This is a genomic window from Aquipseudomonas ullengensis (assembly GCF_014174475.1).
Taxonomy (GTDB): domain Bacteria; phylum Pseudomonadota; class Gammaproteobacteria; order Pseudomonadales; family Pseudomonadaceae; genus Aquipseudomonas; species Aquipseudomonas ullengensis.
The window spans coordinates 532,435-548,474 of record NZ_JACJUD010000003.1 but is presented as its reverse complement, the minus strand read 5'-3'; the positions used below and the strand labels follow the sequence as shown (position 1 = coordinate 548,474).

The window sequence follows — 16,040 nt, the reverse complement described above, 5'->3', positions numbered from 1 at the left end:
CCATGGAACTGGATGTCAATTTGCTCGAAAAAGCCACTGTACTTGTGGTTGACGATACGCCAGACAACCTTGCGCTGATGAGTGACCTGCTCAAGGGCAACTACCGGGTCAAGGTGGCCAACAGTGGCGAAAAGGCCTTGAGGATCAGCCACACCGGCACGCCACCCGATCTGATCCTGCTCGACATCATGATGCCCGACATGGATGGCTATGAAGTCTGCCAGCGGCTCAAGCAAGACCCTGCTACGCGCGACATTCCAGTTATCTTCCTGACGGCCAAGGTCGCCGTCGAGGATGAAAGAAAAGGTTTTGAGCTCGGCGCCGTCGACTACATCACCAAACCGATCAGCCCGCCCATCGTCATGGCGCGCGTGAAGACCCATCTGGCGATGAAAGCGCAAGCCGACTTCCTGCGTGACCAGAACGACTACCTGGAGCAGGAGGTCACCAAGCGCACGCGCGAAGTCATGGCCATCCAGGACGTCACCATATTGGCCATGGCCTCGCTGGCGGAAACGCGCGACTCCGACACCGGCAACCACATCCGGCGCACCCAGTTTTATGTCAAAGCCCTGGCGGAAAAGCTCAAAAGCCACCCGCGCTTTGCCGCCACGCTGACCGATCACTACATCACCATGCTGTTCAAGTCGGCGCCGCTGCACGACATCGGCAAGGTCGGCATTCCCGACCGCATTCTGCTCAAGCCCGGCAAGTTCACGCCGGAAGAATTCGAGATCATGAAGTCGCATACCACGCTCGGGCGGGATGCCATCGCCCATGCCGAGGAGTTGCTGGGCATGAAGGTGGAGTTCCTCTCCATGGCCAAGGAAATCGCCTATGCCCACCAGGAGAAATGGAATGGCTCGGGTTACCCGGAGGGAATCAGCGGCGACGATATTCCGGTGTCTGCCCGGCTGATGGCTGTCGCAGATGTCTACGACGCCCTGATCAGCCGCCGCGTTTACAAGGAAGGTATGCCACACGAAAAAGCGGTGGACATCATCGCCGAAGGCAGAGGCAGCCACTTCGACCCCGACATGGTCGACGCCTTTCTCGAGTTGCAGGAGCAATTCCGCACCATCGCCGCACGCTATGCGGACTCCGATCAGGATATGGAGAAAAAGAAAGAACAGCTTGAGCGGCAGGCAGGCGAACGCTGAAGTGTTTGTCGGAAACCCTGAACCGGCAGCCGTCAGCCCGAAGCGCCTCGACGTCCCGAAGCGGCCCAGGTCGGGTAACATGCGCGCTTTCCGTTTCTGCACCACGAGGCCGCCATGCCGATCCGCCACTGCATCGTCCACCTGATCGACAAGAAACCCGACGGCACGCCCGCCGTGCTGCATGCGCGCGACAGCGAGCTGAGCGCCTCGCAGGCCATGGAAAACCTGCTGGCCGACCTCAACGAAAGCTACAACGCCAAGCAGGGCAAAGCCTGGGGCCTGTTCCACGAGGAATCCGGGGCCTACCCCTTCAGTGGCTGGCTCAAGGCCTACCTGGACAACGAACAGGACTTCACCGCGTTCAGCCGCCAGGCCGTCGGGCAGCTGCAAAAACTGATGGAAGAATCCAACCTGTCCACCGGCGGCCACGTGCTGCTGGCGCACTACCAGCAAGGCATGACCGACTACCTGGCGATCGCCCTGCTGCACCACAGCGAAGGCGTGGCGGTGACCGACGCGCTGGACGTGACCCCGGCCAAGCACCTCGACCTCGGCCAGCTGCACCTGGCCGCGCGCATCAACATCTCCGAGTGGCAGAACAACAAGCAGTCCAAGCAGTACATCTCGTTCATCCGCGGCAAGAATGGCAAGAAGGTGTCGGACTACTTCCGCGACTTCATCGGCTGCCAGGAAGGCGTCGATGCACCGAGCGAGACGCGCACCCTGCTCAAGGCCTTCAGCGATTTCGTCGAGAGCGAAGACCTGCCGGAAGAACAGGCCCGCGCCAAAACCGATACCCTGGTCGACTACGCCAGCAGCCAGGCCAAGATCGGCGAACCGATGACCCTGGAAGACCTCTCCGGGCTGATCGACGAAGACCGCCCGCGCGCCTTCTACGAGCACATCCGCAACAAGGATTACGGCCTGGCACCGGAATTCCCCGCGGACAAACGCACCCTCAACCAGTTCCGCCGCTTCACCGGCCGCGCCGAGGGGCTGTCGATCAGCTTCGAGTCGCACCTGCTGGGCTCGGCCATCGAGTACGACGAGGCGCGCGACATGCTGATCATCCGCCAGCTACCGACCCAGCTGAAGGACCAGCTCAAGCGCCGCAAGGACTGACTCAGCCGGAGTAGCCGCACAGGCGACGCGCGGCTGCAACGCAAACTACAACCAAGGTTGCAGTTACTGTGCAGAAGGCCCATCAGACGCCACCTGCTTAGCCGAATCAGGCATTTTTCCCGACAGGATTAATCCGCTAGGGTGGCAGCCTGATTTGGCTTCAGGACTGCACCCCATGGATCGGGAACTCACTCAACTCAGTGCGAGCAGCACGCCAACCTGCCTTGGCCTGCTGAGTGGCAACGAGCTACTCGGCCAGTTGCTCCATCACTACATCGACCACGACCTTTCCCTGCAGTTACGCGCCTCGGCCGACATCAGCCAGATCAGTGCCGATGTCTCCCTGTGGCTCCTGGACGTGCAAAGCTTTTCCGGCGAAGACCTTGATGCGGTATTCGCCCAGCTCTACAGCAGAGTGCCGACCGCCCTGGTCAACAGCAGTCAGACACAAGCCGAAGAACTGGTCGAGACCTACCCCTGGATCAACGGGGTGTTCTACAGCAGCTGCCCGCGCGACCAGTTTCTGCTAGGCGTCAATGTCCTGCTCAAGGGTGGGGACTGGCTGCCACGCGGCCTGATGGAGCGGCTGCTGCGTCAACTCCGCCGCTTGCGTCAGCCGGCCTGCCCCCATGCGCGACTGACCCAGCGCGAACGAGAAATTCTCGAACTGGTGCGCAAAGGTCTGCCGAATGCCGAAATCGCCGCCCATCTGTGCCTGAGCCCGCACACGATCAAGAGCCATATCCACAACCTGCTGCGCAAGATTGGCGCCGCCAACCGCGCAGAAGCGGTATTCCTCATGCAGGCCAGCAGTCAGCCATGAGAGTCGCCAGCCTGTGCCTGCTGCTGTTGATCTACAGCGCGCCAACGCTCTGTGCGAACGAGGATGAGCTGCGCGGCTTCATCATCGACAACACCATCTCGCGCATCGGCCACGAGTTCTACCGCTACTTCAGCGACCGCCTGCGCGACACCAGTGCCCTGGATTTCAACCTGGTGGTGCGCGAACGGCCCTCGGCACGCTGGGGCAGCCTGGTCTGGGTCGAGCATGAAAACCAGACGATCTATCGCAGCTTCCTGCAACCCAATACCGCCGAGCTCAAGCCACTGGCCGAACAGGCTGCCGACCAGATCAAGGAGCGTATCGCCCGGCAAAAAATCGAACGCTTACTGCAAGACTCCACCGACATCGGCAAGGATGAACTATGAAAAACCAACGCAGGTACGCCACGCTGTTTCTCGCCCTTAGCGGCGCACTGGCTGGGTCTGCCAGCCAAGCCACGGAGCTGGTCTACACGCCCGTGGATCCGGCCTTCGGTGGCAGCCCGCTAAACGGTAGCTGGCTGCTCGGTGCCGCCCAGGCGCAGAACGATTTCGATGACCCCAAGAGCCAATCACGCAGCGGCTACACCGCCCCTTCCGCGCTGGAGCGTTTCAGCAATCAGCTGGAATCGCGCCTGCTCTCGCAACTGCTCAGCGATGTGGGCGATGGCAACTCCGGCAGCCTGACCACCGATGATTTCATCGTCAACATCGTCGATGACTCCGGCAGCCTGACGATCCAGATCACCGACCGCCTTACCGGTGAAATGTCCGAAGTCGCCATCAACGGACTCGACCCCAGCAACTGAATGACCCGGCCGGATGCCCATTGTCATGAAACGACTCACTGTTGCCATATCCCTGTTACTCCTGCTGCAAGGCTGCAGCACCCTGCGCGAGCCGATGCCTGCCGAGCAGGAAGAGCAAATCCCCACCCTGACCCCGCGTGCCTCGACTTACTACGACCTGCTTAACCTGCCCCGTCCACGCGGCAAGCTGGTGGCAGCGGTCTACGGCTTTCGCGACCAGAGCGGCCAATACAAACCGGTACCGGCCAGCTCGTTCTCCACAGCCGTGACCCAGGGCGGTGCCAGCATGCTGATGGATGCCCTGCAAACCAGCGGCTGGTTCCGCGTGCTCGAACGTGAAGGCCTGCAGAACGTACTGACCGAGCGCAAGATCATCCGCGCCTCACAGACCAAGCCCGAGGTGGCCAAGAACATCCAGCAGGAATTGCCGTCGCTACAGGCAGCCAACCTGCTGCTGGAAGGCGGCGTGGTGGCCTACGACACCAATATCCGCAGCGGCGGTGAAGGTGCGCGCTACCTGGGAGTCGGCTCAGCGGTGGAGTACCGGGTCGATCAGGTGACTGTCAGCCTGCGCGCCGTCGATGTGCGCAGTGGCGAAGTCCTGGCCAATGTCATGACCTCCAAGACCATCTACTCGGTAGGCCGCAACGCCGGCGTATTCAAGTTCATCGAGTTCAAGGATCTCTTGCAACTGGAGGCGGGCTACACCACCAACGAACCGGCGCAACTCTGCGTGCTGGCGGCGATAGAGGCGGCCGTCGCGCACCTGATCGCTCAAGGCGTCGAGCGGCAGTTCTGGATGACAGCGGCGAATGTCGACCCCGCCCAGACCATCCTGGCCAAGTACCTGCAACGACCAGCGCCGGCGCTGTAGGAACCAGCGGCTTAATCCTTTTCATCGAATCAAGCCGCAGATTTTCCGCCTATTGATTGATGGCTCACCGCCCACCACACCCCGACACTAGCCGCCACTCGAACGGTCAATGCGGAATGGATCATGCGTCTTCTGGCGGGTTTTCTTCAGGTTGTCGTCTTCGCTTCAGCGCTGCTGTTCAACACGACTAATGCGCTAGCCGACAGCCTGCCGGACAACTACGACCTATCCACGCTGGATGATCTGCACTTGCCGGCCAGCCATGCCACACAGCTGGCAGCGATCCAACAAGCCGGGCAACTCAATGAAGCGGGCATTGTTCAGCAGGGCCAGCAACTGCTGGCCGGCATCGCACAAACCGGCAGCGCCCAGGAGGCCTTCATCCTCCAGCAAGGCAGCCAGCACCTGGCGCTAATCAGCCAGGTCGGCGTAGCCAACTCAGCCCTTATCAGCCAAAGCGGTGCCTATAACCAGGCGGCTATCGAGCAGCTCGGAGCAAACAACCATGCCCTCATCGAACAGAGTGGCAACGGCCTGCAAAGCAGTATCAAGCAATACGGAAGCAGTCAGAGCGTACAGGTTCGCCAGTACCGCTGAATTCGACGCCCACTCTCGTCGTGTGAACGCCAACGCAACTAGGAGAAACACCATGTTCAAATTCAAGCCTCTTGTCGCTGCCCTTCTGACCGTAGCCAGCGTCCAGGCCATGGCAGCCAACAACGGCGCCGATCAGTCCCAGTCTGGCAACGACAACAATGCCAGCATCAACCAGACGGTTTCGGCGCAATCCAACTACGCCTCGCAGTCGCAGTCGGGCGACCTCAACAACGCCAACGTCAACCAGAGCTACGCCACCAATAACTCTGCCTATCAAAGCCAGTCGGGCACCGGTAACTCGACCTCTACCTGGCAATCCAGCGCGCAGAACAACACCTCCAGCCAGAACCAGACCGGCAGCAACAACTACGCCATTACCGAGCAGTCCTCGCAGACCAACAGCAACGCCTCGGTAAACCAGAACGGCAACAGCAACGACAGCACCGTGCACCAGTGGAGCGGCGACGCCAACTCGGCAAGCGTTACCCAGAACGGCGACGTCAACCATGTGCATCTGGACCAGTACACCGGCACCTACACCTCGACGGCCAGCATCTACCAGGAAGGTACCGGCAACCGTCATGACTTCCAGCAGGAAGGCAGCGGCCATGCGCTGACCACCTCCAGCGTCGGCAACGGCAACGCCATCACCGGCAACTCCTGGTCCACCTCACCAGTAGGCGGCCAGTACGGTTCGAACCAAACTGCCTCGCTGAACCAGAATGGCGACGACAACAGCATCGCCCTGCTGCAGCAGGGTGACGGCCATGACGCCAACGTGACCCAGACTGGCAACAACAACGTTGCCAGCCTCAATCAGAGCGGCAACGGCTCCACTGCCACCACCACCCAGGATGGCGACGGCAACCAGGCCACCGTCAACCAGTCGGGTAATGCCAACGAGCTGTACTTCTCCCAGTCTGGCGAAAGCAACGTGCTGACCGCTGACCAGAACGGCGACAGCAACTATGTGGCTGGTTACAGCTACGGCACCGACAACACCACCGATGTCGACCAGGTCGGCAACGACAACTATGCCTACGTTCATCAGGACTACGGCAATGACAACCTGGCCCAAATCAGCCAGACCGGTGACCAGCTCTCGGCGCACGTTGGCCAGGGTGGTGCCGGCAACGAGGCATACGTGACCCAGACCAGCACCGGCAACTACGCCAACGTGCACCAGTACGGCAACTCGAACCTGGCAACCGTCAGCCAAAACTGATAATTGCCGAAACACAGACTGCCAGCCCTAGGGCTGGCAGTTTGCATACAGGGGGTCACCCATGCTGATTGCGCTGGACACACCACCGACTCAACCCGTCGCCAGCCTTGAGCTGCAACGCCTGGAAAGCCAGTGGCAAATTCGCCCGTGCTTCAGCGGGCAAGACCAGCACGTACATTTCGAGCTGGATATAGAGCTGCACGGCCGCGCAGGCGTGAGCCATAGCCGGCAAAAGGGCACTCTGCGCCTTGCCAGCACAGAGCAATGCCCTGCCACCAACCGCCAGGGCTGGCAGGCCGATCAGCAAATCGCCATTCGCTTGCGCTGGTGGCTGGACGGGCAACCACAGGCGGAAATTTTCCGGCAGATTTCTGCTAGCGAGTTCAACAACGCGACAGAAAGCAGCCATCAAAGCGCCACCACGCCGCTATAACATGCACACCCTCAAACTGATCGAACATGTGCATCCACGGAATGGAAACTTCACCACAGCTCCACCTGCTGGCACCCAGGGATGAGCAAACCAGCAACCTGATCTGCCACCTTCGCCAGCATGGTATTGCGACCCGATTGCTGAAACAGCGCACAAGCCCGTTAGCGGCGCACTCCATCGGCGTATTCGACCTGCGCCTGCTGCAGAACCCTCTTCATCTTTCCAGGCCCGCACAGTGCATGCTCACGCATGGCCGCTGGCTACTGATCAACGCAGCAAAACCGTTCGCTGAAGATTTTCTGCTGTTCAATCCTGGCGTGTATGGCTTGCTGCACCGGGATGAGCCGCTGACCACCCTATTACCGGCAATCCATTGCGTGACACGCGGCGAGCTATGGCTGCCCCGTGCATTTCTGGCCCAGGCATTCGAACGTCAACGGGTCGGCAAACGCGCTGTCACCACGAGTTTGCCGGACCTGACGCGCAGGGAGTGGCAGGTCATCCACGGGCTGCTGGCGGCAGAGAACAACCGGCAAATCAGCCAGGTTCTGAACGTGCAGGAAAGCACGGTCAAACGCCACCTCTACAACCTGTTCCGCAAGCTGGGCGTCCGCAATCGTCTGGAGGCCTTGCAGTGGGCGCATGCCGCCGGCTTGCAGAACGAGACGAGCACCCTCCAGGGCTGCAACCGTCGCGCCCTGCGGACCAGTGCTCGCCAACAGCCTCGTTAGCAGGCCTCGATGCGAAAGCCCAGCCGCGGGAAGTGCACATGCACCACGCCGGCACGCTCGTCTTCGCGGCGCAGGATCAGCTCCTCACGACCGGCGAACAGCAGCTCGCCTTCCACCGGGTCCACGCCGTAGTCGGTTGCGGCGATCTTCACCCGTTGCCCGGCCTGGAAGCCATTGGGCTCGACGAACTGTTCATCCGGCAACGCCGCTGGCGTTGCGGTACGGGCGATCTCGATGGCCTCCTCCGCAGTCAGCGGGCTGGCCGCGCCGTGGCCGAAGCCCAGCACCCGGCCCAACCAGGCGCTGACGGTCGGGTAGTCGTCCACCAGCGGAGCTGTCACCGGCGTGGCCTTGAGGAACCACAGGCAGTGGGCCAGGGAGAAGTCGGCAATCGATGGCGCGCCGAAGAGGAAATCGCCGTCCTCGCGGGACAGCTGCTGCTCCAGGCGCGCCATGATGCTCGGCCAGTTGTGCTTGGCGACATCCGCCGGAACGCGGGTGGCAGTGCCGCCGCTGAACAACCCGGCGCGGTCGGCGATAAAGGCCTTGATCGCTTCCGGCGGTAGCTTGGCAAAACGCACGGCGACCGATTCTGGCTGGAACACCAGGCTCACCGCATGTTGGAACACCACCGAGTCGACCCACTGGGCGAAGCTGGCCGCGACGAACTCCTGGCCTTCCGGGAACAGGGCTGGAATGGCTTTATCTGCCTCCAGGCGGCGGGCGATCAATGCGGTATCGCAGTAGATATCGGCGCCGATCTGCAACACCGGGGTCTTGCGGTAGCCACCGGTCAGGGCCACCAGATCAGGCTTGGGCATCACCGGCGAGATCATCACCGAGCGCCACGACAGCTGCTTGAAGCCCAACAGCAGGCGGGCCTTTTCGGCAAAGGGCGAGGTCGGGTAGTGGTGCAGGATCAACTCGTGCATGACGGGCTCCGCGTCGGTGGCAGGTAAGCGGCCAGCTTAACCCTGGCGCCGCCGTCGGCCTACCCGCTCAGACTGATAGCGGGCTATCAGTGTTCTGCATGGGCCCGGCCAGTACTAGGCGCTCCTTGGCCACCTTGGTCAGCGCCTTGATCGCGCGCTCGCGGCGCAAGGCGTCGCCCTTGGCCCCGCAGGCCTCGATGTAGACCAGCGCCTGTGCCGGGCTGGAGTGAAAGAAACGCGCGCCTTTGCCGCTCTGGTGCTGGACGAACCGCCGCTGCGGATCGTCGCTGATGCCGCAGTACAGCGCGCCGTTCTCGGCACGCACCAGGTATACCGACCAGGCTTTGGGTTCGGCCGTACTCATGCCCAGTAGGCAGCCCGCAGGCGCTCGCAGTAGGCCACCAGCGTGGGAAACTCGCGAGCCATGCGGTTCAGTGGGGTTTCCAGGGTGCAGAAAATCAGGTTGGCCAGCACCCCATAGGCCGCCGCATCGGCGCTGCAGGGTTGCTCGCCGCCGAAGTAGTCCGCCGCACCGAGAAGGTCATGCAGCGCCTGCAGGTCCTCTCGGGCGAAGGCCAGCAGTTCGTCGCGGCTGTGGCGGCCGAGGCCCTGACTGTGCAGGCTGCCGCGCACCCTGCGTTGCATCAGCGCCGGCACGACCCAGCGCAGGGTCGCCGGCAGGCGACCGAACAAGGCAGGCTTGATCTGCTGCCAGCCCTTGTCGTCGACCCAGCGGAAGTACACCAGGATATGCACCAGGTGCTCGTCGCACAGCCGGGTGATCGCCACGCTGCGGCCCAGGCCGGCGGCATCCAGATGGCTGTCCAGATCGAGTTTGAAGCGTTTGGCGAGGTGGCGCAGGACGATGGCCGAGTCGGCAATCACTTCGCCTTCCAGTTCGACGAAAGGCAGCTTGCCCTTCGGGCCCCGGCGCGGGTCACTGAGGGTCTTCACCTCATAGCGTTGGCCAGTCAGGCGCAGGAAGGTTTCCAGCTTGAGGCAGTAAGGGCTGATATTGGGGACGGCGAAGGCGGCAGGAAATTGGTAAAGGGTGATCATTTTCGGCAGCCTGCAAAAAGGTGCCGGCGAGAGTAGGCGATCCCGCCTGCTCACGCCAACACCCTAGGCAGCACTACTACCGACGGAATGCCGCCAGACCACGCGCCGCCTGCTGGCGAATCGCGTTCTGTACCGGCGGCGCCCAGCCCAGCAGCAGGCCCTTGGCGCCGAGTGCCTGGCGGGCCCAGCGCCACAGGTCGAAATGATCGTGGTGCTCGACGATCTTGCCGTCGACAAAGCGAAAGTTGGCCTGGATGCGATTGACCACGGTGTTGCCGGTCTGGCTGAACAGGTAGGTGGCCACCCAGTGTGCGCTGCCCTGCTGGTCATCCGCCTGCACGCTGTCGAAAGTCAGCGAGAAGTTCTGCGCGCGAGCCGCCAGCATGCGCCACATGTCGCCCGCCTCGCGGCCGCGCAGGGCGGGAAACACCGGATCACTGAACTGCACGTCCTCGGCATAGCAGGCGGCCATGGTCTCGGCATCGAGGTGCTGGAAAGCCTGGTAGAAACGAGTGATCAATTCGGCGTTGGGGTGGGCCATGACATGCTGCTCCGACTCTGGGGTATGGCGCCAAGTATGGTCGCCACCGCCAATCACGGCGATTGGCGATAAAGACAACTTTGTGTCAATAATCGCCAAACACCTGCCTGTGAATACACAATGATCCGCATCGCCCTGTACGTTGGCCCGCAAACCGTCTGTTCCAGCCTGAGCATGGCTGACGATGCCTTTCGCCTGGCCAACCAGTTGGCCGGTGAGCGCCTGTTCGACACCGTGCGGGTGAGCCAGGATGGTCAACCGGTCGAACTGGGTTTCGTCCAGGTGCGCGTCGACGGCGATCTGCGTCTGGCCGAGAACGTCGATCTGGTAGTGATTCCCGCCAGCGGCAGCTCGGTACCGCGCATGCTCGACAGCAACGCCACCCTGCTCGCCTGGCTGGCCAAGCGCCCCGCCGAACAGCAACTGGCCAGCCTGTGCAGCGGCGCATTCCTGCTGGCGGCCGCCGGCGCGCTGGATGATCGTCGTGCCACCACCCACTGGTCGCTGGCCAGCGAGTTCCGCCAACGCTTTCCGCAGGCAAAACTGCAGATCGAGCAGTTGTTCACCGAGGACACCAACCGTTTCTGCTCCGGCGGCGCCCAGGCCGGGCTCGACCTGTGCCTGCACCTGATCGCCTGGCATGCCGGTGACTGGCTGGCCCAGCGCCTGGCCAGCGCCCTGGTGGTAGAGCGCGAGCGCGGGCCGCAATCGCGCTTCGCCCCGCTGCTACCGGAACCCCGCGAGGAGGATGGACTGATCGGGCCACTATTGCGCTGGCTGCATGAGCATCACCACGAAGCCATCGACCTCGAACGCCTGGCGGCCCAGGCCCACTGCTCGACCCGCACCCTGCTGCGACGCTTCAAGGCCGCCACTGGCCTGACACCCAACGACTACCTGCAACGCCTGCGCATCAGCGCCGCACAAACCGCCCTGCGCAACCCGGCCCGCTCCCTGGAGCAGGTCGCGGCGCAGGTTGGTTATGCCGACCGCGCCACCTTCGCCAAGCTGTTCAAGCAGCTGTGCGGGGAGTCACCGGGGGCTTTTCGCAAGCGCTTGAGCCAGCGCACCTAACCCCTGTAGGAGCCAGCTTGCTGGCGATCCGTGCCCCCTGTGAGGCTGCTGATCGCCAGCAAGCTGGCTCCTACACGAGCGTGTGCTTATCCGCCGGCAAAGAAAAAGGGAGCCCGTGGGCTCCCCTTGTCATGCGGCACAAACCTCAGTGCAGGATCTGGCTGAGGAACAGCTTGGTGCGCTCGTTCTGCGGGTTGGTGAAGAAGGCGTCGGGCTCATTCTGTTCGACGATCTCGCCCTTGTCCATGAAGATCACCCGATCCGCCACGGTACGGGCGAAGCCCATCTCGTGGGTCACACAGAGCATGGTCATGCCGTCCTGGGCCAGGCCGACCATGGTGTCGAGCACCTCTTTCACCATCTCCGGATCGAGTGCCGAAGTCGGCTCGTCGAACAGCATGATCTTCGGCTTCATGCACAGCGCCCGGGCAATCGCCACGCGCTGCTGCTGGCCGCCGGAGAGCTGCCCCGGGTACTTGTGGGCCTGCTCGGGAATGCGCACGCGCTCCAGGAAGTGCATGGCGATTTCCTCGGCCTTGCGCTTGGGCATCTTGCGTACCCAGATCGGCGCCAGGGTGCAGTTCTGCAGCACGGTCAGGTGCGGGAACAGGTTGAAGTGCTGGAACACCATGCCCACTTCACTGCGGATCGCCTCGATGTGCTTGAGGTCGTTGGTCAGCTCGGTGCCGTCGACGATGATCCGCCCCTGCTGGTGTTCTTCCAGACGGTTGATGCAGCGGATGGTGGTCGACTTGCCCGACCCGGACGGCCCGCACAGGACGATGCGCTCGCCCTGCTTGACGTTCAGGTTGATGTCCTTGAGCACGTGGAACTGGCCGTACCACTTGTTCACGCCCTGCAGACTGATGATCGGGTCGGCACTGGCCACTTTGTTTGCTTCAGTCATGTTTCACTCCTAACGCTTGTGGCCGGTGTCCAGCTTGCGCTCCAGATGCATGGAGTAGCGGGACATGCCGAAACAGAAAATCCAGAACACCAGTGCGGCGAACACATAACCCTCGGTGGCCATGCCCAACCAGGCCGGGTCGTTGGTCGCTCGCTTGATGCTATTGAGGAGGTCGAACAGGCCGATGATGATCACCAGGCTGGTGTCCTTGAACAGGGCGATGAAGGTGTTGACGATGCCCGGGATCACCATCTTGAGCGCCTGCGGCAGGATCACCAGGCCCATCATCCGCCAGTAGCCCAGGCCCATGGCCGCAGCGGCCTCGTACTGCCCCTTGGGGATCGCCTGCAGGCCGCCACGCACCACTTCGGCGACGTAGGCGGACTGGAAGAGAATCACCCCGATCAGCGCCCGCAGCAGCTTGTCGAAGCTCATCCCCTCGGGGAGGAACAGCGGCAGCATCACCGAGGACATGAACAGCACGGTAATCAGCGGCACGCCGCGCCAGAACTCGATGAAGGTCACGCAGATGACGCGAATCGCCGGCATCTTCGAGCGTCGTCCGAGCGCCAGCAGGATGCCCAGCGGCAAGGCACCGGAAATCCCCACGGCGGCGATCACCAGGGTCAGCAGCAAGCCGCCCCACTGGCTGGTGGAGACTTCACTGAGGCCGAAGAAACCACCGTGCAACAGCCAGTAGGCCAGCAGCGGGTAGATCACCACGAAGCCCAGGCCGTAGGCCACCTTGCGCGTCAGCAGCGGGATGAACAACGGCGAAGCGCCGATGATCGCCAACCACAGGGTCAGATCGACGCGCCAGCGCAACGCTTCCGGGTAGAAGCCGTACATGAACTGGCTGAAACGCTGGCTGATAAACACCCAGCAGGCGCCCTCGCTGGTGCAGTCGGCGCGGGTGGTACCGTGCCAGTCAGCGGAGAAGAACGCCCAGTTGAGGATCGGTGGCACGATCAGCCACACCAGGTAGATCGCCACCAGGGTCAGCAGGGTATTGGCCCAGCTGGAGAACAGATTGCTGCGCACCCAGGCCACCACACCCACGCTGAGTGGCGGTGGCGGCAGGTCAGGCTTGAACGTATGAGTCTGCATGGCTGCTCCTTACCGCTCGATCAGCGCAATGCGCTTGTTGTACCAGTTCATCAGGATCGAAATGCTGATGCTGATGGCCAGGTACACGCTCATGGTGATGGCAATGGCCTCGATGGCCTGGCCGGTCTGGTTGAGCACCGTGCCGGCGAACAGCGAGACCATGTCCGGATAGCCGATACCGGCGGCCAGCGAAGAGTTCTTCGCCAGGTTGAGGTACTGGCTGGTCAGCGGCGGAATGATCACCCGCAGTGCCTGCGGCACGATCACCAGCTTCAGCGTCTTGCTCGCCGGCAGGCCGAGGGAGCGCGCCGCTTCGGTCTGGCCGTGGCTGACCGACTTGATCCCGGAACGCACGGTCTCGGCGATGAAGGCCGCGGTGTACACGCTCAACGCCAGCACCAGGGCCACCAGCTCGGGAATCACCACCCAGCCACCGCGGAAGTTGAAGCCCTTGAGCTCCGGATACTCCCAGTGGAAAGGGCTGCCACAGAGCAAGGCCAGCAAGCCGGGCAACAGCACCAGCAGGGCCAGCACGCCGAGTGCAACCGGAAAGGACTGGCCCGTTGCCTCGCGCCGTTGCCGAGCCCAGCGCGCCAGCAGCACGCTGCACACGATGGCGGTCACCAGCGCCAGAAAGAACGGCCAGAACCCGGCATCCATGACCAGCGATGGCATGTTCAGGCCACGGTTGCTGAGGAACAGCGTGTCACCCAGGTTCAGGCTCTGCTTCGGCCCAGGCAACGGCTGGAGGATGGCGAAGTACCAGAAGAATATCTGCAGCAGCGGTGGGATGTTGCGGAAGATCTCGATGTAGATGGTGGCCAGCTTGCTGACCAGCCAGTTCGGCGACAGCCGCGCCACACCGATGGTGAAGCCGAGGATGGTCGCCAGGATGATGCCGATCACCGACACCAGCAGGGTATTGAGCAAGCCGATGACGAAGACCCGGCCGTAGCTGTCGGCCTCGGTGTAGTCGATCAGGTGCTGGGAAATGCCGAAACCGGCGCTTTGCTCGAGGAAACCGAACCCAGAGATGATCCCGCGCTGCTGCAGGTTGGTCTGGGTGTTGTGGAACAGGTACCAGCCGAGCGCCACGACGGCGATCACGGCAATGATCTGGAATAGCCAGGCGCGCACCTGCGGATCGGTCCAAACCGACGTTCGCGGGCGCTGAATATTGGCGGGAGTTTGCATAAGGGCCCTCATTGAAAACTCCACGCTCTGTCACAGCAGCGTGGAGCTCATGGCATCAGGAACACCCTCACCCCATGGCGGGGCGAGGGCTCGATGGATCAGCGCACCGGCGGTGCGTACTGCATGCCACCTTTGTTCCACAGGGCGTTGAGACCACGCTCGATCTTCAGGTCGCTGCCGGCACCGACGTTGCGATCGAAGATTTCACCGTAGTTACCGACTTGCTTGACGATCTGCACCGCCCAGTCCTTCGGCAGTTTCAGGTCTTTGCCGAAATCACCCTCGGCGCCCAGCAGGCGGGCGATGTCGGGGTTCTTGGTGGACTTGGCCATTTCCACCACGTTGGCCGAGGTCACACCCAGCTCTTCGGCGTTCAGCTGTGCGTAGAGGCTCCAGCGCACGATGTCGAACCACTCTTCGTCACCCTGGCGCACGGATGGGCCGAGCGGCTCCTTGGAGATCACTTCCGGCAGCACCACGTAGTCGTCCGGCGCGGCCAGCTTGATGCGCTGGGCGTAGAGCTGCGACTGGTCGGAGGTGAGCACGTCGCAACGACCGGATTCCAGCGACTTGGCGCTTTCGTCGGAAGTGTCGTAGGTGATCGGGGTGTACTTCAGGCTGTTGGCACGGAAGTAGTCGGAGAGGTTCAGCTCGGTGGTGGTACCGGCCTGGATGCACACGGTGGCGCCGTCCAGTTCCTTGGCGCTGGAAACGCCCAGTTTCTTGTTCACCAGGAAGCCTTGGCCGTCGTAGTAGGTCACGCCGGTGAAGTTCAGGCCCATGGCCGCGTCACGCGAGCTGGTCCAGGTGGTGTTGCGCGAAAGCATGTCGACTTCGCCCGATTGCAGCGCGGTGAAGCGCTCCTTGGCGGTCAGCGGGCTGAATTTCACTTTGGAGGCATCGCCGAATACCGCGGCGGCCACGGCACGGCAGACGTCCACGTCGATCCCCAGGTAGTTACCCTTGGCGTCGGCGTAGGAGAAACCTGGCAAGCCATCACTGATACCGCACTGTACGTAGCCTTTCTTCTTCACTGCATCCAGGGTAGCGCCGGCGTGGGCAAAGCCACTGACGCCCAGAACTGTTGCCGTGGTCAGAATTGCCAGGGTGGATTTCACCATCTTCATCAAAACCTCCAAATGTTCTTGTTGGATCGGAGTCGCGGTCCTGCCGCCGTACCCTTGTGAGGCACGTTCGATCCCGCCACCATGGCAGGATCAACCGGGGTGCGAACCTGAAGTGAGTCTAGATGCCGATCCGGGGACCGGCGAACTCACCACATGCCGTAGGTAATACGGGCTTGAGACGCAGCATGTGTCCGGCATATCCGCCACTGGCGGCCCCCGCCGGACCCAATGCCTACAGCAAAGCGCGTACCACCTCGCCATTCGAATCGCGTTAGCGAACGGTCAAGAGCAAAAGTTTTCCTGTTGCGACATCTTCTTAAGCAATT

Annotated in this window: 19 protein-coding genes; 11 read left to right on the top strand and 8 right to left on the bottom strand. The window is 62.3% G+C overall.

Features of this window, described 5'->3' with window-relative positions; all coding sequences use genetic code 11:
• The first annotated feature begins 2 nt into the window (after window positions 1-2).
• The 10 genes from H3H51_RS11870 to H3H51_RS11825 all read left to right on the top strand — a co-directional run bounded on the left by H3H51_RS11870 (window position 3) and on the right by H3H51_RS11825 (window position 7,773).
• On the top strand, window positions 3-1,160 hold the full coding sequence (locus tag H3H51_RS11870; RefSeq protein WP_183089241.1) for a response regulator: 1,158 nt from the start codon (window positions 3-5) through the stop codon (window positions 1,158-1,160).
• A 114-nt stretch (window positions 1,161-1,274) separates the two neighbouring features.
• Window positions 1,275-2,282, top strand: coding sequence for a nucleoid-associated protein YejK (yejK, locus tag H3H51_RS11865; RefSeq protein ID WP_183089240.1), 1,008 nt, complete (start codon window positions 1,275-1,277; stop codon window positions 2,280-2,282).
• 175 nt (window positions 2,283-2,457) lie between these two features.
• A complete protein-coding gene (locus tag H3H51_RS11860) occupies window positions 2,458-3,105 on the top strand; it encodes a helix-turn-helix transcriptional regulator (RefSeq protein WP_183089239.1) in 648 nt (215 codons plus the stop codon).
• On the top strand, window positions 3,102-3,491 hold the full coding sequence (gene csgE, locus H3H51_RS11855) for a curli production assembly/transport protein CsgE (RefSeq protein ID WP_183089238.1): 390 nt from the start codon (window positions 3,102-3,104) through the stop codon (window positions 3,489-3,491). Before H3H51_RS11860 ends, csgE begins: the two co-directional genes overlap by 4 nt.
• Window positions 3,488-3,913, top strand: coding sequence for a curli assembly protein CsgF (locus H3H51_RS11850; protein ID WP_183089237.1), 426 nt, complete (start codon window positions 3,488-3,490; stop codon window positions 3,911-3,913). Before csgE ends, H3H51_RS11850 begins: the two co-directional genes overlap by 4 nt.
• Window positions 3,914-3,938: 25 nt before the next feature.
• Window positions 3,939-4,787 carry a CsgG/HfaB family protein gene (locus tag H3H51_RS11845; RefSeq protein WP_183089236.1) on the top strand — a complete coding sequence of 283 codons (849 nt, stop codon included), beginning with the start codon at window positions 3,939-3,941 and terminating at the stop codon, window positions 4,785-4,787.
• A 123-nt stretch (window positions 4,788-4,910) separates the two neighbouring features.
• The gene (locus tag H3H51_RS11840; protein WP_183089235.1) at window positions 4,911-5,384 is read left to right on the top strand and encodes a curlin; all 474 of its coding nucleotides are present in this window, start codon (window positions 4,911-4,913) and stop codon (window positions 5,382-5,384) included.
• Between the two features lie 52 nt (window positions 5,385-5,436).
• Window positions 5,437-6,609, top strand: a complete 1,173-nt coding sequence (locus H3H51_RS11835) for a hypothetical protein (protein WP_183089234.1) — start codon at window positions 5,437-5,439, stop codon at window positions 6,607-6,609.
• Between the two features lie 61 nt (window positions 6,610-6,670).
• Window positions 6,671-7,042: a hypothetical protein gene (locus tag H3H51_RS11830; protein WP_183089233.1), complete on the top strand. Its 372-nt coding sequence runs from the start codon at window positions 6,671-6,673 to the stop codon at window positions 7,040-7,042.
• A gap of 41 nt (window positions 7,043-7,083) precedes the next feature.
• Window positions 7,084-7,773, top strand: coding sequence for a helix-turn-helix transcriptional regulator (locus H3H51_RS11825; RefSeq protein WP_183089232.1), 690 nt, complete (start codon window positions 7,084-7,086; stop codon window positions 7,771-7,773).
• On the opposite strand, the gene H3H51_RS11820 is transcribed toward H3H51_RS11825, so the two are convergent.
• The 4 genes from H3H51_RS11820 to H3H51_RS11805 form a co-directional block, all read right to left on the bottom strand.
• Window positions 7,770-8,705 (bottom strand): glutathione S-transferase family protein, encoded by a 936-nt coding sequence (locus H3H51_RS11820; RefSeq protein ID WP_183089231.1) that lies wholly within the window; start codon window positions 8,703-8,705, stop codon window positions 7,770-7,772. The two genes, H3H51_RS11825 and H3H51_RS11820, sit on opposite strands and share 4 nt — an antisense overlap.
• A 67-nt stretch (window positions 8,706-8,772) precedes the next feature.
• The gene (locus H3H51_RS11815; RefSeq protein ID WP_183089230.1) at window positions 8,773-9,069 is read right to left on the bottom strand and encodes a GIY-YIG nuclease family protein; all 297 of its coding nucleotides are present in this window, start codon (window positions 9,067-9,069) and stop codon (window positions 8,773-8,775) included.
• The gene (locus tag H3H51_RS11810; protein WP_183089229.1) at window positions 9,066-9,764 is read right to left on the bottom strand and encodes a glutathione S-transferase family protein; all 699 of its coding nucleotides are present in this window, start codon (window positions 9,762-9,764) and stop codon (window positions 9,066-9,068) included. The genes H3H51_RS11815 and H3H51_RS11810 overlap by 4 nt, the downstream gene beginning before the upstream one ends.
• Window positions 9,765-9,840: 76 nt before the next feature.
• The gene (locus H3H51_RS11805; protein WP_183089228.1) at window positions 9,841-10,305 is read right to left on the bottom strand and encodes a nuclear transport factor 2 family protein; all 465 of its coding nucleotides are present in this window, start codon (window positions 10,303-10,305) and stop codon (window positions 9,841-9,843) included.
• Window positions 10,306-10,425: 120 nt separating this feature from the next.
• Here H3H51_RS11805 and H3H51_RS11800 point away from each other — a divergent pair, with 120 nt between their 5' ends.
• Window positions 10,426-11,379 (top strand): GlxA family transcriptional regulator, encoded by a 954-nt coding sequence (locus H3H51_RS11800; protein WP_183089227.1) that lies wholly within the window; start codon window positions 10,426-10,428, stop codon window positions 11,377-11,379.
• Window positions 11,380-11,524: 145 nt separating this feature from the next.
• Here the strand turns inward: H3H51_RS11800 and H3H51_RS11795 are convergent, their stop codons facing one another.
• The 4 genes from H3H51_RS11795 to H3H51_RS11780 form a co-directional block, all read right to left on the bottom strand.
• Window positions 11,525-12,286, bottom strand: a complete 762-nt coding sequence (locus H3H51_RS11795) for an amino acid ABC transporter ATP-binding protein (RefSeq protein WP_183089226.1) — start codon at window positions 12,284-12,286, stop codon at window positions 11,525-11,527.
• Between the two features lie 9 nt (window positions 12,287-12,295).
• A complete protein-coding gene (locus H3H51_RS11790) occupies window positions 12,296-13,393 on the bottom strand; it encodes an amino acid ABC transporter permease (RefSeq protein WP_183089225.1) in 1,098 nt (365 codons plus the stop codon).
• A 9-nt stretch (window positions 13,394-13,402) separates the two neighbouring features.
• Complete coding sequence (locus H3H51_RS11785) at window positions 13,403-14,587, bottom strand: amino acid ABC transporter permease (protein WP_183089224.1); 1,185 nt, start codon at window positions 14,585-14,587, stop codon at window positions 13,403-13,405.
• 98 nt (window positions 14,588-14,685) lie between these two features.
• Window positions 14,686-15,714 carry an amino acid ABC transporter substrate-binding protein gene (locus tag H3H51_RS11780; protein WP_183089223.1) on the bottom strand — a complete coding sequence of 343 codons (1,029 nt, stop codon included), beginning with the start codon at window positions 15,712-15,714 and terminating at the stop codon, window positions 14,686-14,688.
• Window positions 15,715-16,040 lie beyond the last annotated feature (326 nt).